The 25,449-nt window shown below is 36.8% G+C and carries 21 protein-coding genes; 1 reads left to right on the top strand and 20 read right to left on the bottom strand.

The features are described from left to right. Window positions 1–156: 156 nt before the first annotated feature. Window positions 157–1,635, bottom strand: a complete 1,479-nt coding sequence (gene pdxR, locus ACLBWE_RS12905) for a MocR-like pyridoxine biosynthesis transcription factor PdxR (protein WP_447603332.1) — start codon at window positions 1,633–1,635, stop codon at window positions 157–159. 111 nt (window positions 1,636–1,746) lie between these two features. Between pdxR and ACLBWE_RS12900 the strand changes: the two genes are divergently transcribed. Next, window positions 1,747–2,202, top strand: coding sequence for a GNAT family N-acetyltransferase (locus ACLBWE_RS12900; protein WP_447603330.1), 456 nt, complete (start codon window positions 1,747–1,749; stop codon window positions 2,200–2,202). 93 nt (window positions 2,203–2,295) lie between these two features. On the opposite strand, the gene ACLBWE_RS12895 is transcribed toward ACLBWE_RS12900, so the two are convergent. The 19 genes from ACLBWE_RS12895 to ACLBWE_RS12805 all read right to left on the bottom strand — a co-directional run bounded on the left by ACLBWE_RS12895 (window position 2,296) and on the right by ACLBWE_RS12805 (window position 25,159). Beyond that, window positions 2,296–3,444, bottom strand: a complete 1,149-nt coding sequence (locus ACLBWE_RS12895) for a winged helix-turn-helix domain-containing protein (protein ID WP_447603328.1) — start codon at window positions 3,442–3,444, stop codon at window positions 2,296–2,298. 76 nt (window positions 3,445–3,520) lie between these two features. Beyond that, window positions 3,521–4,474 (bottom strand): M15 family metallopeptidase, encoded by a 954-nt coding sequence (locus ACLBWE_RS12890; RefSeq protein ID WP_045436113.1) that lies wholly within the window; start codon window positions 4,472–4,474, stop codon window positions 3,521–3,523. Between the two features lie 7 nt (window positions 4,475–4,481). After that, complete coding sequence (locus ACLBWE_RS12885; RefSeq protein WP_447603326.1) at window positions 4,482–5,108, bottom strand: hypothetical protein; 627 nt, start codon at window positions 5,106–5,108, stop codon at window positions 4,482–4,484. A gap of 12 nt (window positions 5,109–5,120) precedes the next feature. Beyond that, window positions 5,121–5,927: a type IVB secretion system protein IcmH/DotU gene (gene icmH / locus ACLBWE_RS12880; protein ID WP_447603324.1), complete on the bottom strand. Its 807-nt coding sequence runs from the start codon at window positions 5,925–5,927 to the stop codon at window positions 5,121–5,123. 17 nt (window positions 5,928–5,944) lie between these two features. Beyond that, on the bottom strand, window positions 5,945–7,309 hold the full coding sequence (tssK, locus tag ACLBWE_RS12875; RefSeq protein WP_005041639.1) for a type VI secretion system baseplate subunit TssK: 1,365 nt from the start codon (window positions 7,307–7,309) through the stop codon (window positions 5,945–5,947). Between the two features lie 16 nt (window positions 7,310–7,325). After that, window positions 7,326–8,420: a type VI secretion system protein TssA gene (gene tssA / locus ACLBWE_RS12870; RefSeq protein ID WP_424613780.1), complete on the bottom strand. Its 1,095-nt coding sequence runs from the start codon at window positions 8,418–8,420 to the stop codon at window positions 7,326–7,328. Window positions 8,421–8,442: 22 nt separating this feature from the next. After that, window positions 8,443–11,124, bottom strand: a complete 2,682-nt coding sequence (gene tssH, locus ACLBWE_RS12865; RefSeq protein WP_447603321.1) for a type VI secretion system ATPase TssH — start codon at window positions 11,122–11,124, stop codon at window positions 8,443–8,445. Between the two features lie 148 nt (window positions 11,125–11,272). Continuing rightward, the gene (locus tag ACLBWE_RS12860) at window positions 11,273–11,536 is read right to left on the bottom strand and encodes a PAAR domain-containing protein (protein WP_003651066.1); all 264 of its coding nucleotides are present in this window, start codon (window positions 11,534–11,536) and stop codon (window positions 11,273–11,275) included. Between the two features lie 16 nt (window positions 11,537–11,552). Beyond that, window positions 11,553–12,320, bottom strand: coding sequence for an OmpA family protein (locus ACLBWE_RS12855; RefSeq protein ID WP_447603318.1), 768 nt, complete (start codon window positions 12,318–12,320; stop codon window positions 11,553–11,555). A gap of 2 nt (window positions 12,321–12,322) precedes the next feature. Continuing rightward, window positions 12,323–13,282: a type VI secretion system-associated protein TagF gene (gene tagF / locus ACLBWE_RS12850; RefSeq protein ID WP_005047747.1), complete on the bottom strand. Its 960-nt coding sequence runs from the start codon at window positions 13,280–13,282 to the stop codon at window positions 12,323–12,325. A gap of 37 nt (window positions 13,283–13,319) precedes the next feature. Next, window positions 13,320–17,141: a type VI secretion system membrane subunit TssM gene (tssM, locus tag ACLBWE_RS12845; protein ID WP_447603316.1), complete on the bottom strand. Its 3,822-nt coding sequence runs from the start codon at window positions 17,139–17,141 to the stop codon at window positions 13,320–13,322. A 30-nt stretch (window positions 17,142–17,171) separates the two neighbouring features. After that, window positions 17,172–18,581, bottom strand: a complete 1,410-nt coding sequence (locus ACLBWE_RS12840) for a hypothetical protein (protein WP_447603314.1) — start codon at window positions 18,579–18,581, stop codon at window positions 17,172–17,174. Further along, a complete protein-coding gene (tssG, locus tag ACLBWE_RS12835) occupies window positions 18,578–19,576 on the bottom strand; it encodes a type VI secretion system baseplate subunit TssG (protein WP_447603312.1) in 999 nt (332 codons plus the stop codon). The genes ACLBWE_RS12840 and tssG overlap by 4 nt, the downstream gene beginning before the upstream one ends. Further along, the gene (gene tssF / locus ACLBWE_RS12830) at window positions 19,540–21,351 is read right to left on the bottom strand and encodes a type VI secretion system baseplate subunit TssF (RefSeq protein WP_447603310.1); all 1,812 of its coding nucleotides are present in this window, start codon (window positions 21,349–21,351) and stop codon (window positions 19,540–19,542) included. The genes tssG and tssF overlap by 37 nt, the downstream gene beginning before the upstream one ends. Window positions 21,352–21,367: 16 nt before the next feature. Beyond that, window positions 21,368–21,844: a type VI secretion system baseplate subunit TssE gene (gene tssE, locus ACLBWE_RS12825; protein WP_002048404.1), complete on the bottom strand. Its 477-nt coding sequence runs from the start codon at window positions 21,842–21,844 to the stop codon at window positions 21,368–21,370. 78 nt (window positions 21,845–21,922) lie between these two features. Then, window positions 21,923–22,426 carry an Hcp family type VI secretion system effector gene (locus ACLBWE_RS12820; RefSeq protein ID WP_003651052.1) on the bottom strand — a complete coding sequence of 168 codons (504 nt, stop codon included), beginning with the start codon at window positions 22,424–22,426 and terminating at the stop codon, window positions 21,923–21,925. A gap of 49 nt (window positions 22,427–22,475) precedes the next feature. Next, window positions 22,476–23,957: a type VI secretion system contractile sheath large subunit gene (gene tssC, locus ACLBWE_RS12815; protein ID WP_017389328.1), complete on the bottom strand. Its 1,482-nt coding sequence runs from the start codon at window positions 23,955–23,957 to the stop codon at window positions 22,476–22,478. Further along, entirely contained in the window at window positions 23,950–24,453 is a 504-nt protein-coding gene (gene tssB, locus ACLBWE_RS12810; RefSeq protein ID WP_003651049.1) for a type VI secretion system contractile sheath small subunit, read from the bottom strand. The genes tssC and tssB overlap by 8 nt, the downstream gene beginning before the upstream one ends. A 16-nt stretch (window positions 24,454–24,469) precedes the next feature. Next, the gene (locus tag ACLBWE_RS12805; RefSeq protein WP_447603306.1) at window positions 24,470–25,159 is read right to left on the bottom strand and encodes a hypothetical protein; all 690 of its coding nucleotides are present in this window, start codon (window positions 25,157–25,159) and stop codon (window positions 24,470–24,472) included. Between the last annotated feature and the right edge of the window lie 290 nt (window positions 25,160–25,449).

Genomic DNA, 25,449 nt, shown 5'->3' with positions numbered 1-25,449 from the left:
GATTAATTGTGCTAGCTTAAAATAATATTAATTAAAATTAATTTTTAAAATTTTAATAAAATTTCTAGTTTCATATAACCAATTGATCACCATAAAAATTTGCATTTAAGTATTTGAATAATGATTAAATTTATGTAAATAGCATAACTTAGGCTATTATTTAGCTTTTAAATATTGTGCAATTTTTTTAATGTTTTCAATAATTTCATTAGGTGTGTGGGCTGCATAGCCAATAAGTACAGCGGCCTTCTTGTTTGGCATCTGACAATATCTTGATAACGGCTGAACAGCTAAGTTTAGAGCTGAGCACTGATCAATAAATTCTTGCTCTGTCCACGCACCTTTTAACCAGCACACTGCATGGATACCTGAATCGGTTGGTTGAACATCGAGCACATCTGCAAGATGCTCATCAATAGCTTTAATCAATGCTTGTTGGCGCTCATAGCATGCTTTTCTAACTTTACGCACGTGCCGAGCATAGTAGCCTTTTTGTATAAATAGAGACAAAGCAACCTGCTCTAAATAAGAACTTCGAACATCCGTGTAATATTTGGCCGCACTAAAGGTTTCAATCAATGCTTCAGGCACAACCATGAATCCTAACCGAAACTCAGGAAACATCATTTTGGTAAAAGTACCAGAATAAATAACTCTTTGCTGCTGATCTAAACCCTGTAAAGCTTGAATAGGATGTGTGCCATAGCGAAACTCACTATTATAATCATCTTCAAAAATCCAGTTTCCTTGTTGGGATGCCCAATCGAGTAACGCAAAACGGCGAGCTAAACTTAAAGTTCCACCTACAGGAAACTGATGTGAAGGTGCGGTATAAACAAGTTTGCTTTTTGAATAATGATCTGTAATGTCAGAGATTCGCATTCCCTCCTCATCACTCTCGATCAAATTTACTTTCGCACCAAAACTTCGAAAAATATTAAAAGCTGCATCATATCCCGGCTCATCCAAACAAACTTCATCATTTGATTGAAGTAAGGCATAGCCAGCTAGATGAATTGCCTGCTGCGTCCCATTTACAATAATGATTTGCTGTTCATTGCAGTTCAGGCCTCGGGTGGAGCGGACATACTCACAGATTGCCTGACGCAATGGTAAATAGCCCCGCGAGTCGTGAAATTGACCCAGTTGATAATAAGATTGTCGCCAAGCTTTTGTTAATAATTTCCCCCAAAGCTGATGAGGAAATAAATCAATACAGCCCACTCCCACATGGAACATTTTTTTCTTTTGACTTGACCACGACTGCTCTCGCCATGAAGTTAATAAACCTTCAAGATTCGGATTAATGTTTAAGGATTGGGGCTTTTTTTCAACACATGAATTTAGGTCTTGCTGAATACCAATTAATTGATCTGGAATCACTTCGGCAACGTAGGTACCTGAACTTGGCTTAGTAAATAAATAGCCCTCATCAAGTAACCGTTCAAGAGCAGCTAACACAGAGTTTCGTGAAATCGACATCATCTCTGCTAAAGCACGACTTGAGGGTAATTTTGTTCTGGCAATTAGCCTACCATCTAAAATAGCATCACGCAAAGCAGAATATAGTCCATCTTTAATCTGACCCTTTGGCAAAATCAAATGTGGAAAAGATGCAGAAATCGAAGTTGCCATAACAAACTGGTACTGTAAAAAATATCAAAAGTGTATCTTATAAAAATACCACTATCAAAACTACACTCTTGTTTTCGACTTTCTAGAACTTTAAAACAGAGTGTAATTATTATGCAAAATCAAGATATTCAGATTGTCCCTGTTCAGCAGCAGGACTATTCACAATGGAACAAATATTGGCTTGCTTATCAAAATTTCTATCAGGTAAATTTACCTGTTCATGTTACTAAAGTAACTTGGGAACGCTTTTTCATTGAAAATGAACCCGTTTATTGTGCTGTTGCCAAACAAGGCGAGCAAGTTTTGGGAATTGTGCATTATGTTATTCATCGCTCAACATGGGCAGAGAATAATTATTGTTATTTAGAAGACCTTTATGTTTCACCTGAAGTCCGTGGGCAACACATTGGTAAGCAACTCATTGAATATGTACAGAAGCAAGCAATCGAACACAACTGTGACCGTTTATATTGGCACACTCAAGAAACCAATCACACGGCTCAAAAACTCTATGACTGGATTGCACAAAAACCAGGAATAATTGAATATCGTATGCCTTTAATGTAAATCAATTGAAAACACCAAAAGCTGTAGTAATTCTTTTGGTGTTTTAATTTAAATAAACTTTATTTAAGACCAACATAGTTCCCTGCTTACACCTTAGCGAATGAGCTTGATGACTTTGTCATTAATGATAGTACATTGATTAAACTCTGCAAAGCGCTTGATCTCTTGCTCTAATTCAAAAAAGAAAAGCTCTTTATCTTTGATTGTTTTTTCGAGATGTATACTAATGACTTCTAACTCTTTTACTGTCCGATGTGCTTTGCAATCTATGCGGCCCACTAGCTCATCTTGATAAAGAATAGGTAAGCAAAAATAACCAAATACCCGTTTGGCCGCTGGCACATAGCATTCGATCCGATAATCAAATTCAAATAAAGATGTTAAGCGGTCACGATGAATAAGCGAGTTATCGAAAGGCGAAAGTATTTTTAATCCAAAATCAGTATTCACGTTTTGTTCTATTGCAGCTACATCGACATATAGAGTTTGCCCATCGTCAAGTTTAATCGCTGATACTACACCTGCGTCGATCTGCTCCTTCAGCACGACACGCATAGCTTCTTTTAAATCTTTTCCCTTTAAATGAACCAATTGCTTCCATGTAAATGCACCATGTGCTCGAAGCGTTGTATTAAATAAATACTGCGCATATTCATGAAGCGTAGGCATACTTAAATCAATATTTTCAGGTAAGCAACGTTCGGTCAAATCATAGACTTTTTCCATTCCGTTACGCTCACAGATCATCAGGTCACCCTGCATATATAACTGCTCAAAAGCACGGCGACCTGGACCTGTATTCCACCAATTTCCCAAACTCTTTTTATTATTCTTATCAATATCTCGTAGTCGAATTCTACCTTCTGCACGAACGCGGGCTAAGATCTCATTCATGAGATGTTGATCACCTCTATTGAAATAACGGCTTTCCCCTTTCCTGACCGACATCATGGCAGGCAGTGCATAACGGTAGTCTTTCATAGGAAGATAAGACGCCGCATGATACCAATATTCAAAAATCTGACGCTCTCGAACCAAATTATTTAAATGACTTAAATCATAATCAGGCACTCGACTCCACAATATATGGTGATGAGCTCGCTCAACGACTGATATGGTATCAATCTGCACATAACCCAAATGCTCAATAACCTGTAAAGTCCCATCCACACCTTTTGCAAACGGACTAGTTTTTCCCAAGCCTTGATTAAATAGAGCCAAACGTTTAAAAAATGAATTCATATAAAGCTCAATTGGCTAATCATTGAATCAATTTTAATGTCCTGTATTTTAGGTTCTGTAAACATATTTACTCTTTTTAATTTATATCATTCAAACTTTCGGCAATGAGTTTTTCTGCCATTTCTTGAGTTTTTCTTAATCCCGGCATACGGAATTCAGTATGTCCATAATCTTGGATAGATTTCCAACGTCCGCCCCACGTGAGACCAACCGATTCAGCAACTTGTCCATATAAACGATAACCTTGCATAGCCCACGGGTCTCTTTCAGAAATAACCACTTTTCCATTTCGTTTAAAGGCTACATCTGCCGCCAAACCAAATTGATGGTAACTCTGATAACCTTTTGCTCTTGTTGTATTTGGATTACCTGCCAGCATATTCTGACGAGTAGGACTACGATAACCTTCTAATAAAACCAACTCATAGCCATACTGTTCTTTCATGATTTTAAAGACCATGAGTAAACGCTGCTTATAACGTGGGTTCATTTTGCTCCATTTACGATCTACTAGACTGGTATCTAAAATAGCTCGCCCATCGAAACTCGCATTATCAATAGGTGAAGAATTAATAGCGCCACTACTTTGAGAGGAATATTGTTGCTCTAATTGGGTGGCCTCTACAATCGCAGCTTCAATTAGGCTTTCATCCACTTCTGGCGGTGGCGATAATATTTCACCATTCAAAAGTGCATAAATTTGAGGATCTGTTTTTTTCAGATATTCAGCTTCAATTCGAGTTGAACTAATAGGTCGAGTAAAAGCAAACACTAAAATACTGGCAAACAAGAAAAAGCCTGCAATGACAATCCACCACTGCTGTAAATGCCAATGGGATTGTAGCTTTTCAGGCGCAGCTGCCTGATTCATTGTTTGAGCAAATTGTCTAACCTGATTAAGCTGTTTACGGCCTTGTGGCAGTAATGACAAAACAAAATCTTTGCTTTTACTCCTTAGCTCATAAGACATTAAAAACGCTAAACCAATTGCCAAGCATGTAAAGCAAAAGAAAATGAGAAAAATCATCATCAGTTCATTAATTCACAGCAAAAGGACTTCGTGTAATTTTAATATCTACCGATGCTTTAGGTGGTTCAACCTCAACTTCAGGTTCGGCTGGAGCTTTATTCTCACCAATTGGTTTAGCCTGTGCCGCTTGTTGTTGCTGCGGTTTACTCACTGGCTTTTGCTGAGCTGGCTGTACCTTCGGTTGGGTCGCTTTAGGTATCGTCCCTGTTTGTAGTTGAGGCACAGTCTGAACTTTCTTTTCACCAGTGAGTTGTTCATCAAATGGAGAAACTCGCTGTTGATTGGCAGTAGCAGACTTATTCGGAACAGGTTTAAAGATACTACTTAATTCATTATCTTTAGGTTGTTCAAAGCCATCACGGCTCATTGAATCTGTTTCATTGTCTTGACTGACAGCAACCTGATTTTGTTCATCAGAAGAATGAGCAGTTTCTTGATTTAAAATCTGTTCTTCTGTTGATTTACTCTCAATTGCTGCTGATTCTGAAGAATACGGTTGAGACAAGAACAGGAATAGCGAGATGCTGACAAACACCCCGGCAATAACACCAATAACAATATAAAGTATTGGTGATTTCGGCTTTTTTTTATTCGACTGTAAAACTCGAATAGAAGTTGGTTTTTCCTGAGCCATTTCGTACCATCATCAAGGTAAATAAATTGTAATATGTGCTTGCTCTTGAGGAGCAGAAATCACATTTTGATAATTAGATAATGCTTTATCATTTTGATTGTTCAGCATAAATCTTAGTCCTGCAAAGGTAAGTAATGCAAAAATCAATAAAAAGATCAAAATCCAGAAGAATGGTACTTCGCGATGAATAATATTTCGGATCTGATCAGGAATTGCCGAGAACGGCGAAAATGCGAGCTTTTTCCCTTTCAAATAATCAATTTCATCACCCACTCGTGATACTAAATGGTTGAGACTTTCCGTTGACTCAATTCGGTACTTGCCCTGAAAACCTAATAAAAGGCAGTAATGAAATACTTCTAAAGCAGCTAGACGTTCTTTTCCACGGCTACGTAATTGTTCCAATATTTCAAAGAAGCGATAACCAGCTAATTGAGAACCAAACAAGCTCAATTGTAACGGGCTAATTAACCAAGCATTTTGCAAATTAAAATAACTCGCGTCTTGTTGCGTTACGATCGTTTCATCAATCAAAGCACAAAATGCATATTTAGAATCATGAATATCATCAGCTGAAAATTGCAACTTTTTGGCTTGTTGCTCAAATTGATTAAGTAAATTTAAGATTTTTTCACGAAACTGCTGAGCGTTTGCTGGTACATACTGATTTCGAATCAAAAAAACCAAGTAAAACCCATCATGCAATAAATCAATAAGATTGATTGCCTGTAGTTTTGCTTGAGACTGGCTATTATTGCTCCCGCCTGTTCCAATTTGCCCATCATCAAATAAAGAAGGAGCACCTGTGGATTGTGACATTTTTCTCTCCTTTACCGTTAAGCGTTCATGACCGCAATCAGTTCAATACTGATATCTTGGAAACCAGCCGGAACATAAATACAAATCGTCTCGGAATCTAACATGCGTTGGTATAGCTCATGATGCGGTTCAATTTCAAAATAGCTCACACCAGAACGTACCGGTATCGCAGTTGGAACTTGAATTAAGTGATGCAATGGAATTGCAGGCAATGCTGCAACCACGCGTTGCTCTACATCTAAAGTACTACCGATTTTGAATCGTAAAGGTACGATCTGGATCAACTCATGTGTCTGCATTGCGCTACTTGATACTGCAATATAAAGTCGAGTGTCTCGAGTAATCTTATCGGTTTCAAGACTTCCCACCCAATATGAAGGACGGATTTCTTTAAGTGCAATACTGATGTAACGACTCGAAATAATCGTATCGAGTAAATCACGCAAAATCGTATCTAACTGCGAAAAACTTTCTTGTAAATTATGGTGTTTATAGGCAGGTAATTGATCGACATCATAAGCCGTCGAGAAAGTTAATAATGAACCTGCTAAACGCAATAATTCAAAGAACAAACGCTCTGGATGGATTTGTGGATATTGCACAAAATGATTAAGACCAGCATGAGCTGTATTTAATGCATTCACTAACCAGAATGAAACAATATCACCTGAACGGAATTCAATTAACTTCTGTTCATTTTCACGGTTATTGGTTTGAATGGTCTTAATTTTTGCCTTAATAACATTCAGTGTTCTTTTTAAATTTGAAATGAGTGTTTCAGATGCATCCACATGCAAAATTGGTGGAATAAACTTTCGATCAATTTCGAAAGCACCTGAGCTTTGACGCTTAATTTTTCCAATAGGAAGATATAAGAAACCATCTAAATTATGGTCAGGATTACTATGTACATCTAATAGTTTAAAAACAGCACGACGGCGTAGCAAACTAATATCGGCTTCGGTTGCATTAGTGAATAGATCATGTGTTTCAACAAGGTGAGATTGATATCTACCCTTTTGCGCTTGGTTTTGATCAATGAGATTTTGCTTATTTGCTTGTAAAAGCGGCAATGCTAAATAGATTAGCATCTCACCACGTAAATTAAGATCATCTAATAAAATTGGCTCAGGCAATAAATCATATGCCGGTGCCTGATAAATTTCACCGTCTTGCCAGATCATCTCTACAGACTCTAGAGCAAGAATATGTGTGCTCAATTGGGCCTCATCGAAATTTAATTTTTGAATACCATATGAAAAAGGTACAACCGCTCGAACCGTATGATTCAACCGTTGTTCATGATAGGTATCTTGAATTTGGAAATGTTGAGGTCTTAAAAATAAACCTTCGCCCCACAGGACTTTTTCAGCTTTAAACATATGTCTTTACCAATCTTTATTCATATTCATTTTTAGGCTGTACACCTAACATTTCCTGAACCATTTGTAATGGATGCTCATCTTTAATGACTTGTGCTAGCCATTCATGTAACGGCATTTGACTCCATTTAATGGTTTTTTGAAGCATATAACTCACAGGGCTATGAGGCTCATTTGCCTGAAAGTAATCCGCAATTTCTTGCAGCACTTTCATTGCTTGCTCACGATTCGCCAAGTGTGTTTGAGCTTGAGGCTGAAAAGCAGGCTGATCTGAAACAACTTGTACAGGCACTTGATTTTCCATAGATGAACTCGTGATGACTGTCGCCTGCTCTTGGGTTGGCGCAAGCCCAGTACCAAAAGCTTCTGCTTTATAAATCTTGCGTAATGTGCTGTGAATGGTTTCAAATGCTGAATCAATTGCACCAAAACTCGGCGAATCTAACCCCATTAAATGATCAAGGGTTTGCTTTAAAACATCCCATTCGGTTAACACTGAACTAAAATCTTGATAATTAGAATATTGAAAAGTTTTAGACGTATTAAAAATAGCTTGATCGAATTGTTCTAACTCAGATGGCCCCGACTGACTATCGTAATCTTCAGTTTGTTTACGACGAACATTTTCGTGATATAGAAAATTATCGTAATCAAGCAAATTATAATAAGGAGCTGTATTGGTTAAAGAAACTTTCTTTAACAACATCGGAAGTTGATTAATTAAACCCTGTAATAAACCAATGCGCTGATCTAAATCATCATCTTCAATAACAGGATGAATTTCCTGCCAGTATTGATTCAACATGGTATGGCTTAAGGTTAAACCTTTAGCCATACCATCAAAACCATAAAGATGAGTCCAAGCTTCTAAGAGCCAAGTTAATAGACGAATATCTTTTGTATTCTCTTTTAGCAAAACACTTGTTTTATTTGATACAAAGTCCCAATCGGCCTGTTTGCGTTCAGCAACCCAATCACCTTGATCTAGCAATAAATCATCTTGTGTCTTCGCTTTTTTTATTTCATGAAATTCATTAGAAAATGAAAAGTCATCACCACAAGGTAAGCTATCACTAATGGGTTCAAGTAGTTCAGAAATATCAATATTCATCTAATTTTAGCTCTATTCAATTTTAAACTTCTGACTTCAACTTTTTACTCGTCCTTTTTTTAGCAGCTTTTGCAACAGGATCTAGTAAATATTGAATTTCGTCATCTTTAGCATCAATCATGATAATTTTTGGCAATTTTTGCTCTGCTAAAGCCACCAAAATTTCTGTAGCCAATGCAGGTAACACCGTAGAATTTAAAATATTATCAACGTTACGCGCACCACTATCGACTTCTGTGCAGCGGCTTAAGAGCAGCTCTACCAAATCATCAGAATATTGGACTTGTGTCCCGTATTGTTTCTCAATTCTTGCTGTGATCTTGCCTAGCTTATGTTTAATAATTCGTACGAGTAAATCATCATGCAATGGGAAATACGGCACCACTCTCATTCGGCCTAAAAATGCAGGCTTGAATTGCTTATATAAACTTGGTTTTAGATGCTCAATCAACTCTTCAGCTGTAGGCCATTCTTCTACAGGCGTATTTAAGCAAGCTTGCATAATGGCACTTGAGCCAGCATTTGAAGTCAACAAAATAGTGGTGTTTTTAAAGTCAATTACTCGTCCTTCACCATCTTCTAAAGTACCTTTATCAAATACTTGATAGAACAGTTCCTGAACATCACTATGTGCTTTTTCAATTTCATCAAGCAACACAACACTATAAGGATTACGACGAACAGCTTCTGTTAAAACACCGCCTTGACCATATCCCACATACCCTGGAGGTGCACCTTTAAGTGAAGAAACGGTATGGGCTTCCTGATATTCAGACATATTAATCGTGATTAAATGCTGCTCACCACCATATAATTCATTTGCCAAAGTTAGTGCAGTTTCAGTTTTACCTACACCACTTGGGCCCACCAAAAGAAATACACCTTGTGGCTTATTCGGATCTTCAAGTCTTGCTTTTGATGTTTTAATGCCTTGAACTAATTGTGTGAGTGCATAATCTTGACCCATTACACGCTCGCCCAATTTATCTTCAAGCGTTAATATCTGTTTAATTTCATCATTAACCATTTTTCCAACTGGAATACCGGTCCAATCAGAAATAATTTCATTAATGATTTGAGAGTTTACTCTTTCAAATACTAATGGTTGCTGACCTTGAATATCAGCAAGATCCTTACGCAATAGATTGATCTGATCATAAGCTTCAGATTCATTCGTATGATTCTGTGCTTCTAATTCCTGAATTTTATGAACAAGTTCTAATTCTTTTTTCCACTGCTCTTCGGTTTCATGAATCTCTTTTTGCAAAGATTCTAAATTAGCTTTTAAAATTTCCAATCGTTCATGATGAATTGGAATCTGACGATGCTCATTTTCTAAAATTTGCTGTTCAAGCTTTAAGTTATGCTCTTGAGCCTTTAACTGATCAAGCTTTACGGGTTGTGCATTTTGAGTCAAAGCCACACGTGCTGCTGCTGTATCAAGCACACTCACTGCTTTATCCGGAAGTTGACGACCACTAATATATCGGTGTGAAGAGTGAACCGCTGTAACGATCGCTTCATCATCAATTTGTAATTTAAAATGCTGCTGCATCACAGGAATCATTGCCCGCAACATATCTACCGCAACTTCTTCGGTTGGTTCTTCTACTTTCACCACCTGAAAACGTCGGCTCAATGCAGCATCTTTTTCAAAATATTGTTTGTATTCAGCCCATGTTGTTGCAGCAATCGTGCGTAATTCCCCACGTGCAAGAGCTGGTTTTAAGAGATTTGCAGCATCATTTTGCCCTGCTTGCCCACCTGCACCAATTAAGGTATGCGCTTCATCAATAAACAAAATAATAGGATGAGCAGAAGCTTGAACTTCCTGAATAACCTGCTTTAAACGATTTTCAAACTCACCTTTAACACTTGCGCCAGCCTGTAACAGCCCCATATCCAGCACATGTAAATGGACATTTTTTAGGGCGTTAGGCACTAAACCTTGAGCAATTTTTAAGGCTAAACCTTCGACCACCGCTGTTTTACCAACCCCCGGTTCTCCCGTTAAGATCGGGTTATTTTGGCGTCTACGCATTAAAATATCGAGCATTAACCGAATTTCATATTCACGCCCAATAACCGGATCTATACCGCCTTGTTTCGCTTTTTCAGTTAGATTAATCGTATATTGATCAAGTGCTGGTGTTTTAGCTGCTTTGGTATTTGCGACAGTAGCTTCTGTTGGTTCAGCTTCGCTCGAAAGTGTTTTTGTTTCGTCTTGTTGTTCAACACTCTTCTCACAAATTTCAAGAAACTTATGTTTCATTGAATCAATTGGTAAAAGATCAAATAAACTCGAAGCACGAGTCGCAATTTGATATAAATCAGATGCAGTTAATAACGCAACTAATAAATGACCACTACGAATAACTGGATGTTGCTCAGCCGAAGCCAATAACCATGCTTGTTCAAACAAACGAACAATAGATTTAGCAAAAATAGGAGTTCGATGATTACCTTTCGGTAATTGAGATATTGTTTCTTTTAAATCATCAGCTAAAGCTTCAGGTGAAATTTTATATTTCTTTAATAAAATTTTTAAATCATTCTCTAGAGATTGATTAAGTAGCTCTAAAAATAAATGTTCAATTTCAATTTCGTAATTTTGTTGAATAACACAAGCATTAGCCGATTTTTCTAAAGCAGTACGCGCAACTGTAGAAAGTTTTGTAATTAAAATTTTTAAATTACTCATCATTACTCTCAATATTTTTAAATAATTTAATGCTTAAAATCATAATGTCTGTATATTAACAAAATTCAGCTTTATCAGACAAACTACTCATCATTTCAAGCGTTAATATGTTCTAGTAGATATTTATATCTATATAAAAATATCTCTACCCTTATCCTTGATTAACTAAACTCTGTTTTGGTAATAATTTACAACCGCATGATAATGAATCATTTACGCGCGCTCCAGATTTTCCCATAACAAGCATATTCGGATCACCCGATACAATCGTAGAAACCGTTTTGTGTAACGGACAAGTTGCCTTGTCTCCTACACACGCAATTGCAATTCCATCAATTAAAAACGTACTATTACCAGAAATGACTTGCCCTCCACCTGTGGTTGGGCATCCAATCGTAATGTAAGGGCTAGCCATGTTCTTCTCCTTATATTTATAGAACGGTAAACTCAATTCGACGGTTTTTCTTTCTTCCTTCTGGAGAAGTATTATCTGCGACTGGTTTAGAAGAACCTAAACCTTCCGCAGATAAATGGTCTGTCGGAATACTCTTACTAATTAAATAGTTTTTTACTGCCAATGCTCGATCTTGGCTAAGTTTTAAGTTTTTAGTCGCATCGCCGGAACTATCTGTATGTCCTACGATTTTGACTTTTTTACCGCCTACTTTATTTAGAGCAACAGCCATCTCATCTAGAATTTTTTGACCGGCATCAGTTAACACTGCACTGCCAGATTCAAACTCAATAATTCGATTTTTAAGTGCATCATCAATAATTTTCTGTTCAGCCTGATTGACTGATAACTGTGAATACAGTTGATATGGTGGCTGAACTAACCCTTGAAAAGACTGAATGGTCGGCTGAATATCTGCTGGATTCAGCATTTTTCCACTCAACTCAAATCGAGTACCGTTTACGCTTAACTTACCTTGCGAGACTTTTTTAAGATCAGGTGTAATGACTCGTGTAACAGAATCACTCCATCCATTTGGAGCAGCTACCGGTCTAACTTGTATTTTATCAACAACCTGATCTGCACCGTAAACAGACTGCATTTTTAATAAGATAGCCTGTTTACTAGCCTCGTTAGGAACTACGCCTTCTACAACAATAGGCTGAGCCAAAGCATAATTAGCAACGGCATAGATAAAACAGCCTTTTATGAGCTGTGAAAGTTTAGTTTGATATCGTTGATTCATTATTATTCACCCAAAAAAGTCTGTCTAAATAGTTTTAAGCCTTGATTTAAACTTAATTGGCGTTGGCATAATGATTGTTCTAGCGTAGCTAAACCAGCATTCTGCTCCAAATAAGTATCAATCCACTGAGCTTCTATTAAGGAAACCCAGTGTTTACTATCCATATTCTGAGTAAAAATATCGCTAAGGGCTAAAATATCAGCACCTTGAAAACCGAAGAATAATACGGGTTGCTCTCGATGTAACAAGCCTATGAGTACCTCAGTATTATGTTCCTTTAAAAAACGGCAAATAATACTGACCCAAAAAGCTGCTATTTCATAACTGTAAGCAGGATTATTAATAGGCAAAATTAAAACTTTATTTAAGCGGCTGGTTCCATTTTGTAAAATTGGCTGTAGCAATAATCCCAGCCCAATCATACTTTGCGCTAATTCATAAATACTTAACTTCATTAACTGAGCAAATGAGTGCATCGTATGATTTTCATAAAAGCCTACACATTCTCGTTCAGTTAAAACCTGAATTTGATTTTGTAAGTGACCTAATTTTCCAAGTAACAAATCTGAATCTTTAATGCCTTTTAAAGCGCGATTGTTTTGAAATAAATCAACAAGCACATGTTTATAGCTATATGGTGCATATAACAAATTATCATACGGCAAATCAATTTCTAATAAATGGCTCAGCACCATTGGAAAAGATCGACCTGAACTATCTTCACTTGCGAGTAGGTTCGCAACCAAAAACATATTTTCTTTCGGATTTGCAATAAAGAAATCCAATGAAGGCAAGGTGCTATAAGCTTCTTTAAAGCTGCCCGATTGCATCGCATATTCCAATGCTTCAGTAATCCACTGATCAAGCAACTGTATTAAGGCATTCTGACCTTTTGTTTTTAAAAAGTCGCCTCGTGCAGGACTTTTTCCATAATACAAAGGAGTTGTTTTTAATGTTTGCATTATTGTTCCTCCTTTCGCATAGAGGTTATTTTCCATGTCATGGTTTAACTCCCGCAGAAGGCTGAGCGAGTGCTGCAACAGGATTTTCAGTTCTTGCTGGAGCGGCAGCTTGAGCTGGCGCTTGCTGAGCAGACACCACACGAGCGGCTTTATCGGCAGTGACTTTATCAACCAGTTGCATACCAGCATAACCACGGCTTGAACCAATGCTGCCTGAATTACTGCTGATTAGACGGAAATTCATTTTTACAACTAATGATGGATCGGTCTTACTACGCCAAAGCATTTCAAATCCGCCATTTTGTTCTTTACGCTGAGCACTATCAATTAAACGGTTAATACCATACTCACCTGGCTCATCAAAAATCGTATGCGTTTGACCTTGTAAATCCACAGCAGTAATACGAGCACCCGGAATGCTTCCTTGGTTTGGCCAAATGAAGTTAACCCACTGCTGCACACCGTTTTCATAAGTCATACGCTGACCATCAATATCAACGGTATATGAAAGTAACTGTGGATTTGGAATTGGGTAGAACTGGAAGTTCGATTGGTTGGTTGCTGGTGCTGCTGGAGCTTGAGCATTCAACTCACCTGTTGCCATACCATTCGCTGGAGTAACATATCTTTGGAAATTCATGACGAATTGAGGATTTAAACTAATTCCTAAATCTTTCCATGTCTTAGACGTTAACGTATAACCACGACGGATCACAAATGGATCAAGACTTTCTTTTACAAAGCGTGAAATACTACCGTTCTCGCCCAAGATTTGACCAATTTCACTGCTTGTAGCTTGCAAAGAAGCTGATGAGTTAAATGGATATTTCTTAGCAAGATTTGCTGTAAATGGTTGATAAGCTTGCATTACCCACAATTTATTAATTTCATCTTGCGTCGGTGTAATTAAACTCTCGAAAGCCTGCGTAAGTGGACTAACCACCAATTTTTGTAATAATCGCTGATCAATTTCATTGAAACCAACCGCCATTTTTTCATCTACAATTTTTTGCGTTTGGTTAAATACAGAAGTTTGCTCATTCAGGGTTTGCTTGACTAATGTCATCGCATTAGGCCCAACTTCACCTGCATTCTTAAGCTCGTTAAACTTGCTACGAACTAGAGCTAAATTTGTCATATATTCATCAAGCAATGATTTACCTTGTTGATCATCGCGTTTGCGAACCAACTGATAGAACATTTGATATTCTTGAGAAATAGCGCCCTGAGCATTAGTTGCCACTTGATTGGCAACCTTATCATCATGATTTAAAACTTTACGTTTAAACCACGCAACAAATCCTTTTTGTGGAGCTGCGAGCTCTGCTTGCACAACTGGATTATCCCAGTTTGTTTCGATTGCTACTCTTTCAATTAAGGTACGAATTGGAGAATTCTGCGGCTCACCTAAAACATCAATATTTTTTACTTGCTGAGCAAATTGGCCAGCTTTAGCATAATGAATACCACTTAAGAATTTTCTCCATTCCGCAATATATTCTTGCTTATAGAGTGCCGTCAGTTGCTTTCTAATTTGTTCAGGGCTGCCTGAGAAAGTTAAATCATCAGATTGACGACTATTTAACACCCAGTCTTTACTATCTGTTGGCTTATCTGCCGCCTCTTCAATCGCCTTTTCTACATAGTCATTCCATGCTTTTTGAGTAAATACGCCTGGCAATGCATAACTACCTAATACAACATTTTTATTAGCCTCACCCACAATCTGACTTACCGTCAATGCAGGGAAACGTACCGCAGCACGCATTTTTATTTCGTTATAAACACGATCACGCGCAGGCATTCCTCTGACAACTGAAAGCAACACTTGACGTGTTTGATCAACAATTTGCGAATCCGCATCTAAAATTGGGAATTCTTTATCATTTGCCAAAGTCATTGCATATGACAATATCTGTTCAGCTTCCTGAATCATATCTGCACGCGGCATTTGGCCTTTATTGGCATCAAGCCAAGAACGCCAGAAACGCGTAACCTGATCGCTTAAATGACTTGCATCCATGTATTGTGGATTACTCATCATTAAATATGCTTTTAATGCATTGTAAGCATCTTGAGGATTTGTATCTGAAGGTTCTAAATATTGTTGAGACTGAGCAGTTTGTTTAATCTCAACATTCGTATGATTGGCTTTTAATGTTGCTTCATTATTTTTTACACGTTGCAAATATTGAGCAATATTTTGCTGTGTCGGTGTTAATACAATCTGCTTAACACCTTTTAAATATTCGGCTTTTAGCTTTTCACGAAGTTCATTGCCCTGATATAAACCAAAACTAAACTTAAGTGGTCTATTTTCATCAAACTCATCTAACTGCTGTAGACGTCTTTGAAGAATAAGTAAAGCTTCTAATTGGGTTGATAATTGCTGGCCTGAAGATTTTTCTAATTGAACAACCTTATTTAAATCTGCTTGAACTTCACCAATCAATTGCTGGTTATTGCGATATGACCAAACCCAGACGCCAAGAATAATTGAAACACCTGCTAAAGCGCCAATAAATGCAATGTAACGCTGACGTTTTCTGCCAGCATTTACATGCTGCTTAACCAGATCTTTATCTTTTAAAATAACATCTGAAAATAGACCATTTAAGAAATAACCGTGGTTAGGGGTAATTTTTGAATGATCTTTTAAATCACTTTGAGCAATTTGAGTAAGCTGGAATTCTTGTGCAATTTGCTCAGTCATTGGACTTTCAATGACACCTTCCTGCAAAGCACTAGTGAAGTAGAACCCACGAAAAACAGGTTGAAATTGATATGGATTATCTTCAAAAAGTGTCGCAATAAAGCTCTTTAAAGCTGGTTTTAATGTTTTAAATTCTAATGGGAAAGTCATTACACTTGGAGAGATATTCTGCGAATGGCGGCGACTTAAATGAGTCGAACTTACCCCTTTTAAACCATCGTAAAGAATATTGTAATGTTTCTCGAATAAATCTACGGCATTGTGCGAAGAACTCTGTTCATAAGGAAGAGTCGCACCCCAAGCTTGGTTATATTCCTGAGCCTCATAAAATTCAAAAAACTCAGTAAAACCTGCAATCAAATCCATCTTCGAAAAGACTAAATAGACAGGCACAACCACTTCTAAACGCTCAGTTAAATCTTGAATACGAGCACGTAAATTTTTAGCAAGCTTTAAAGAATTTTCAGGACTTTGACTAATCAGCTCAGCAATGCTGACAATTAAAATCAAACCATTGACCGGAGCTTTAGAACGGTTCTTTTTTAGAATATTTAAGAAACCTAACCACTCAGAATGATCTTCGCTATAAACAGAATAACGACCAGCAGTATCGAGTAAAATACCTTCTGTAGAGAAAAACCAGTCACAATTTCGAGTACCGCTTAACCCAGCAGATACCATTTTCTGATGCGTTTCTTCAAAAGGAAACTTTAAACCAGAGTTATAAATAGCTGAACTTTTACCTGCAGCGGGGTTACCAATAACCATATACCAAGGAAGCTCATAGAGTGCAGCATTCCCTTTTTTATCACCCAACTTAGATTTACGAATCAGTTGAATTGATTCTTTCATTTGTTGATTAACAAGCTGAAGCTCTTCTTTATCTTTATTTTTTCCGTACTCAGCTTGATTATCTTTTTCAATAGCTTCAGCTAACTCTTCACCTTGAGCCGCATGTTTTCTTCGTTGAATAAGCCAATAGATACCATAAACAATAAGACCCAAAGCATAGGCAGTCGCTAAAGCCCAGAATATATGACGGGGAATTGAAGTATATGAAGACATCAATGCCACGAACAATGACAAGGCGATAATTGCTTTAGGATTCGTGATGTACTGCCACAAGTAGCCTAAAATTGTATGCATTCTATTCTCGTTCTAAGTCCAAAGTTTAAATTAGTTATTCAACACCATCACATCATCTTCTGAATTTTCGGTGACATGCTGCACAAATGTATGTGCTGACACCGTATTTTCACCAAAGACAAAAGGAATGATATGTTCAGGGAAATGCATACTTAGCATAAAGCCATAAATATCAGCTAAATGTTGGGTATGCCCTAATGAAGATTTCACATAAATATAGTGATGCGGTTCTACAGGTGTTTTAAGAAAGTGTTGCTGCAATTTCTTCGAAACTCTTATATCGGTCTGATCTGACAATATCAGCACATAAGGTTCCTCACCCTCATGCTGAGGTAAATCATTAAATTCAAAGTTATTAAAAAGCTGTGCTGTATCTTGTTGGCCTACAACAACTTTCAGATTTTTAGTAGGTTCTAATTCTTGAATTTTTACTAAAGGATCTGCGAGTAAACAGCTTGCTGCAAATTCAGCAGGAATATAATCTTTAATCATCCAAGATTTTTCATCGACTAGATCTTGATCAATTTCTGAATCAGCGACGACTAAAAAGAACATCTCATGCTCTCTTTTATGAATACCTTTTAATAGGTGTATCAACTCTTGATAAGCTAATTGCTCTCCAAAAAAATGATATTCAATATGAACCTTTTGCGGAGCAATACCAATCTCAGCAAAGAACTCTAAAATTAATTCATTACTTTGATCATCATTCCAGATATGTAGTAAATCCTCCGAAAGAAGGATGTGTAGATTTAAACGATTTAAACGGTAAACTTCGACTACAGGCATTTGAGCATCGTCATATTCAGACTCGGGATCAACCCATGCCGGATGCATATGATATTCACGAGATTGTTGCGACTCATAAAATAAAGTCGAACGTTTTAAATGCTCTGCAAGAAGATATAAGTTTTCTACATTTTGTTCTAATTGCTGTTGTATTAATGACATCATACGAACTTGTCGTGGAGATGCATACTCACTCTCCTCATGATTATCTTCATCCAAGTCTTTAATACGATAAGATAATAGAGGCAATCCATAAGAATTTAACAGTTGATCATCTAACTCCGGGCTTTTGAAGTTTTGTAGCTGCTCAATAATTGATTCATTCTCACCTAATGCATGTACGGCAAAAGCAGAGTAAATATTAAAATCTAACTGTTCGAGTGGTGCTTCACTTACAGTAGTTTGTTTTTGATTAGCATCATCTTTATCTTGATTTATAGCTTGTTCTTTCTTGTCTTTATAAGCTCTATAGGTACTATAAATTAACCATGGCGATAAGATCACCAATGTAATAATTGCTGGTAACAATAAGAAATAAAGAAAAAAATCACCTTTATCAGGGTTATATTGAACGTCACGCCAGTAGAAAATAATAAATCCACTAACCACTGTAAAAATAGCAATAAATGAGAGTAATATTTTTTTAATCACATTCTCTCTCCAATAAGGCTATAGCAAGTTTCATGACTATGTACGTTTGGTTGTCGTGATATGAGAAAAGAACCCTGCCCTAAACCATTCTGGTTATTCTTAGTTAGACAAATAGGTTGTATTTCTGACTCATCTAATACGAGTCGAAGATCTATCGATAAAGTTGGACTACACCACGTTTCTACAATTTTTTTTAGTTTTAAACTCAACTCTTGATTTGGGAGGAAATTTAAATATTGCTGACGCTTTAGTGGTCCAATCTGAATTTCAATTTTTCCATCAATTTGCTGAATGGTTTCCCCACAAAACGTATTAATGCCAAGTAAACTCGGCTGACTTCCACCTAAAGTCGTTAATTGATCACTCGCCAACTTAAAAGATTCTTGTATAAACTCTTTAATCGTAATTTCAAGCTTAAAAATACAGGACAGCATCGTTTTTAATGCATGAACTGTATTATTCTGGCCCTGCATTAATCCAGAAAACTCTGCAAAATAGTCATCAAGCTCTGTTTGCTGATGTTGGGAGCGCACATAGCCATTCAATGCATGCAGAATATCTAAATAATCGTTTTTATACTCAGTCTCATATCGAATCGGTAAATTATATGTAATGCTGGACTCTACATATTGAGCAGTAAGCTTATGGTTAAATAAGCTCAGAAACTCTTTAGTTTCAGCTCTTTGCTGACGTGGGGCCTGTTTAATCTTATTCGTATATGTATAAGGTAAAGCACCTTGTATACCTGTAAGACCAACGATTAAATTCGTGATATAAATCCGCTCGTCCGTTAATTCTAAATTTTCAATTTCTGTAGCAGGAAAATTTAAATTAAAGGATGTCTCAAACTTAAAATGATCACTCCAAGATGAACCAACCGCACGACTTGAATCGTGCCTTAATAGACGTGTTGCTTGAATAAATTCAAAAGACTTTGGCTTGTTAAACAGCTCAGCTGTTATAGAAGAGTCTTGCCACCAACGTTCTGACTGCATTGGTATAACTCCTGCTGAGATGAATAATCCTTAACAACCAAATCAACAAAACTATTAATTTGAACCTTTAAATTAAAAACACGACTTAACAATTGGCTAAAAATGTATAGGCTATGCCCTCTGAATACAGATGAATCAATTTGCAACTCGGCCTTCACGCCCCTTACAAACATTGGGAATGGTTTACCATCTACCAGTTTGTGAGTAAGTGAAAATTCGAGATGCTTAATTGATTCAATAATTAGATAATTTTCTTTTGATAACGGTAAGTTATATAAAGCAAGTAACTCTTTAATATGAGATACGGCATCACCTTTCATTAAAGCCAAACTATTTAATGAAAGGTGTGAAATGACACGCCACTGCTCAGTCTGGCTTTGTCCAAATTGATAAGGTTTAGTGGGCCTTTTTAAAACAATGGCACGTCTGGCCAGACTACTATCATTTAAGTTCAATATATTATTAGACTGCCCTAATGCTTCATGTGGCAAGTCACGATTTGAACATAATAATTTTGTACTAATAAAATCTGAACGTGTTGAAGAAGGATTTAAATTTTTAGAAATAATTGAATATCCCATTTCAACAAAATTTGGTTGTAACTTTTGATAGTTTACTGAATAGAAAAAGCGAGCCTTGTCTGCATGGTAGTGGCTCATCGCAAAAAAAGGCAGCACTGGAACGTAGCTTTCTTCGTGACTGGTTTTTTCACGCACCATATTCATTTCAGTAATTGAATAGACTTGATAAAACTCAGGATGATGTGCATCAGTAATTAATGGATATTCTAATTGCTTGTGTACGATTTTTTGAGGTTCAGCATATTTTTCAAATAAATTAATGACTGGTGTAGTAAATAATTTAAAATTAGCAACATTCAACTCAGAATAATTTCGAACTACGGCTTGATCATTTAAATTTAATTTAAAATGTATAAGCAGTTCAAAATCATTCTCTTCTAGAGATAGATTCTTTAAAAAGTCTAAATCTAGCTTAAGATAATTGAATTTTTCAGGAAAACAGAAATACTCCATGAGCAAACGATACGCATGATGAGTATGTTGATCGAGTGGTAATAGACTTTCTTGCTCTGAAAAACCAGTTAACTCAAATGGATTTTTATCCAACGCTACAACTTTCTGCCCTATTCCGATGGCAAAAGTTGTTCCCTTCTTAAAAATACTGTCTAGTACTTGAAGCGGAAAATTAGAAATTGCATCTAAATAAATAGGAAGTTTTTCATTTACTAAACATAAATGAGCATGATTAAAAATTTCAAACTTAAAACTTAAAGTCGCATTTTGACTTAAATGTACATGTGCACTAGGTGTACTTTTGAACTCTAGCGCTTGCAAACTTATCGGGAGTAATTTGATTTCTTGCGTGGTATTAAACTCACACTGAACACCTTTAAAACTGCGAGACTTCAAGACTGTCTGTGCAGGAACAATATGTGCTTCTGTGAGCTGTTTGATTTTATTTATATCTTCGAAACTTACCACCGAACAAGCAGGAAAGTGACGTAAGTATTGAGGAAACATCACCTCAAATAAAGAACGTGTAAATACGTCATAACTATCAGCAAGTTTTTTATCAATGCGAGCAGCAATTAATGAAAACGCCTGTATGAGACGCTCAATATGCGGATCATCAATCTGCTCTTGATTTAACGATAAACGCTGAGCAATTTTCGGATATTTTTGGGCAAATTCTCGAGATTGCTGACCAAATTCTTGTAGTTGTTTTTCGTAAAACGGTAAAAGCTCTTCTATCACAACACACCCACTACGCCTAGGTTCTCGCCGAAATTACATATTGTTGCGTTGTCGGTTTTAGCAATGCATCAAAAACGACAGGTTCATACAGTGGATGAATATTTAGATATGCTTGAATACTTAAACACAAAGCCCCCATATTGTGTCCATCCAACAGCATCTCTACCCGTATTTGTCTTAATCTGGGTTCATGAGCTGCAATTGATTGTTCAATAGATTGGCAAATCTTATCTCGATCTAGCGGATTGGCTGTAGAAAGCCCCACAAAATCAATAATCCCGAATTGAAGTATAGATTTTTTAACTAGCGGATAATCATCGACCACGTGGTCCAATTTAGCGACCCGACTATTCAGCAAGTCTTCTAAATCTTTCGCTACCGATTCTCTTAATTGCTGAATAGAAAGACCTTTTGCATAATCTTCACTTTCAGGAATTAAACGATCAAACAGAGTTGAACGAAATCCGTATGGATAAAGCCGATCTAAATTCATTCGAGTTCACAACAAGCATGCTTAAAGACAGCAGAGGCTAACTTTATGTCAGCCTCCACCAAATATTCACTTAAATAATTATGCTGCGTAAGAAGCAGTATTATTAGAAAGTGACCATTTCTTAGTAACAGCACCTTTAGCAGTACCATTAATATCTTGTTGGTTATATGTCCATTCAACAGCTGCGTATTTCAAACCAAACGCTTCAGTTGGAACACCTTCTTCGTTAACTGTTGGAGTTACACTAGAAACAAGAACATGCTTCAATTTAATTTGTAAGTACTTAATGCGTTTGTCGCCATTCGCACGATAAAAATCAATTTGTACTTCATCAAATGTATAACCAGCTGAACACGCTTCCCATAATTTCGGGCTAGTTGCATCTAGGTCTTTAATAAAAAGCATATCTGAATGTTCAACACGTTCAGCAGTATGGCCACCAACACTACTTGAAGTAGCAGATTTAGGTTGACGAATGTTGTGAGACCAAGAGTTAACTTCTAACCAGCCTTTGTGCTCAGAATCACGAGATTCGCCATCAACTTTATATTTACCGCGAAACTCAACGTATATATCTTTCATTTAGAACTTTCCTATTTTTAATTTAAAGTTATTCTTTCGCTGACCTTTATTAATTTGAGGACTGAGGTAACTCAGTAACAAGTCGTAAAGAAACTGACAACTCATCCAGCTGGAAATGTGGTCGTAAGAAAACCACAGATTTGTAGTGACCTGGTTGAGCAGGATCTTCTACAACTTTTACAGACGCTTCACGTAGAGGGTATTGAGCTTTCGCTTCTTGAGAAGCACCGTCATCCAGCAATACATACTGTGACAACCACTCATTTAAGAATGCTTCAACATTTCCAGCAGAAGCAAAGCTACCCACTTTATCTCGCATCATTGCTTTTAAGTAATGAGCAATACGTGAAACGGCCATGATGTACTGAATTTGACTTGATAAAGCAGAGTTAGCATTTGCTGTATCATTGTCATATTTTTTAGGTTTTTGAGTTGATTGCGCGCCAAAGAAAGCAGCGTAATCTGTATTTTTACAATGTACTAAAGGAATAAAGCCTAAATCGCTTAATTCTTTTTCGCGGCGGTCAGTAATCGCAATTTCTGTTGGACACTTGAATACCACTTCGCCATCTTGTGTTTTAAAAGTATGAACTGGCAAGCCTTCTACTAAACCACCACCTTCAACACCGCGAATTGCAGCACACCAACCATGCATATCAAATGCATTTGTTAAACGCGTACCGAAAGCATAAGCAGCATTCATCCACAAATATTCGTTGTGGTTTGCACCTGAAACATCTTCAGCAAAGTTAAACCCTTCTGTAGCTGTTCCTTCTTTTGGATGGTAAGGAAGACGACCAAGCACATGCGGCAATGTTAATGCGACATAACGAGAGTCTTCACTGTCACGGAATGAACGCCATTGAACATATTCAGCCGTTTCGAAGATTTTTGAAACATCCCTAGGGCGATCGATATCTGTAAATGACTCAAGACCCAAAATGCTTGGGCTAGCAGCTGAAACAAATGGTGCGTGAGCTGCTGCTGCTACATGAGAGATTTGCTCAAGCAAATACATATCAGAAGGCGTACGGTCAAACTCAAAATCACCAATGAGTGCTGAATATGGCGCACCACCAAAAGACCCATACTCTTCTTCATAGATTTTTTTGAATAAAGTGCTTTGATCAAAGTCTGTAGCACCTTGAAAATCTTTTACCAACTCTTTTTTAGTCGTATTTAACATACGAATTTTAATGAGCGGATTAGATGGTGTTTCTTGACAGAAGTAGTAAAGACCACGCCAAGTTGACTCAATCTTTTGGAATTGCTCATTGTGCATGATCTGACTTAATTGATTTGAAATCAGTGCATCAATTTCGGCAATACGCTTATCAATTGATAAAGTCATATTTTCAGAAACTGTAATTGTTCCTGCCATTACTTCTTTAGCAAGTTCACCGATTAAGCTTTTTGCACGCGAATGTTCTTCTTCATTTCGGGCAATACGGCTTTCTTCAACAATCGAGTCTAAAAGATTAACTTGTTCATTTTCAACAAGTGACATTGCTGCAGATTGAGTATTATTCATGATCAGCCTCCGCACTTAATTTACGGATCTGATCAGTACTCTTAAGCACTTCATCAAGTAAGTCTTCTAGACGCTCACTGTTCGAAATCTTATTTCTCAAATCAGTTAAACGCTCACGTGCTTCAACCAGTTTCTTTAATGGGTCAACCTGTTGAACAACATTTTCTGGGCGAAAATCCTCCATTGACTTAAATGTTAAATCAACTGCAATTCTCCCGCCCTCTTCAGTCAGCGTATTATCTACCTGAAAAGCTGCTCTTGGAGACAATGACTCCATAACTTCATCAATATTATCTAAGTCGACATTGATGAATTTTTTATCTTTTAATTTTGTACGTTCAAGCTCAGATGCTGCTGAAAAATCGCCCATTACACCAACAACAAATGGTAGTTCCTTCGCTTCTTTTGCATCACCAATTTCAACATCATATGTAAGCTGAACACGTGGCGGTCGAATTCGCTGAAGCTTCTTTTGTACGCTTTCTCTCTTAGCCATAAGATTCTATTCCTGATTATTTAATTAAAGGGTCAAAAGGCGAACTTTTTGATTTATTAACATTGGCTACAGGGGCAGTTTTTTGTTTAACCGCAGTTGCTTTTGCTGGAGTTGCTACTCGTTTAGTTGCTGTTCTGGAACTAGTAACTCTGTTACGTGTTACAGTTTGTTTTTTATAACTTCTTCGTTCGTTATCAACTGAACTACCTTCTGAAGCAGCCTTAACATTTGAAGTATCAGGCGCAGGCATTGAAGTATGAATATTTTCAATTAACTGTTTAGCGGGTGGGTACGTTACATCGTTGCTTAAATAACGCATTTCCTGACTTCGCATTTGCTGCAATGAGTTATTTGCAATGCTTACACCAGATAAAAATAAAACATCTGTTATTAATGAACCGCGTATATTTTGACTTTGCAATTGACTAGCCAAATTCAAAGCCTTAACTGGTTGATTGGTTTGATAAAACCGCATGGCTGCTTTAGCTAATAAATCATTTTTTTGAGTCGTATTATCACTATCACAAACTTGCTTAAAAATATTCAATAGCTCAGGATCATTTTGGCCTTCTGCTAACGGATTCTTTTTAAGACAACTTTTTTTAAGTTTTACAGGCTCTAGTTCTGCTGCTTGAGCACCTGATAGACCGATAATGTTTCCAGTCAGAAAAAGTATCAAAATACTTCGTTTCAACACAACTTTCATTCCTCTGTTTTCTTATTTATTCAAGGCTTTACTGAAAAGTTAATATTGAGAAAACATTAAAAAATCAGACTATAAACCTTATATTCAAAAAATTTATGCGCAGTTTATCATATAAACAAACATATTTTATATAAAAATCATATCAACTTAAACTAAAAGTAAATAGTTAAGATGGTTATAAAATATAGCTTAATAAAGTTATTCTTATAAAAATATAATATTGTTATTTTTTGTAATTAAAAATAAGTTGTTGATTTTAATCAAATAAATAAAAATAAAAACTGAATGAA

This window comes from Acinetobacter sp. M5A5_2a, from assembly GCF_053345265.1.
The sequence above is the reverse complement of the archived record's forward strand: the minus strand, read 5'-3'. Positions and strand labels throughout refer to the sequence as shown.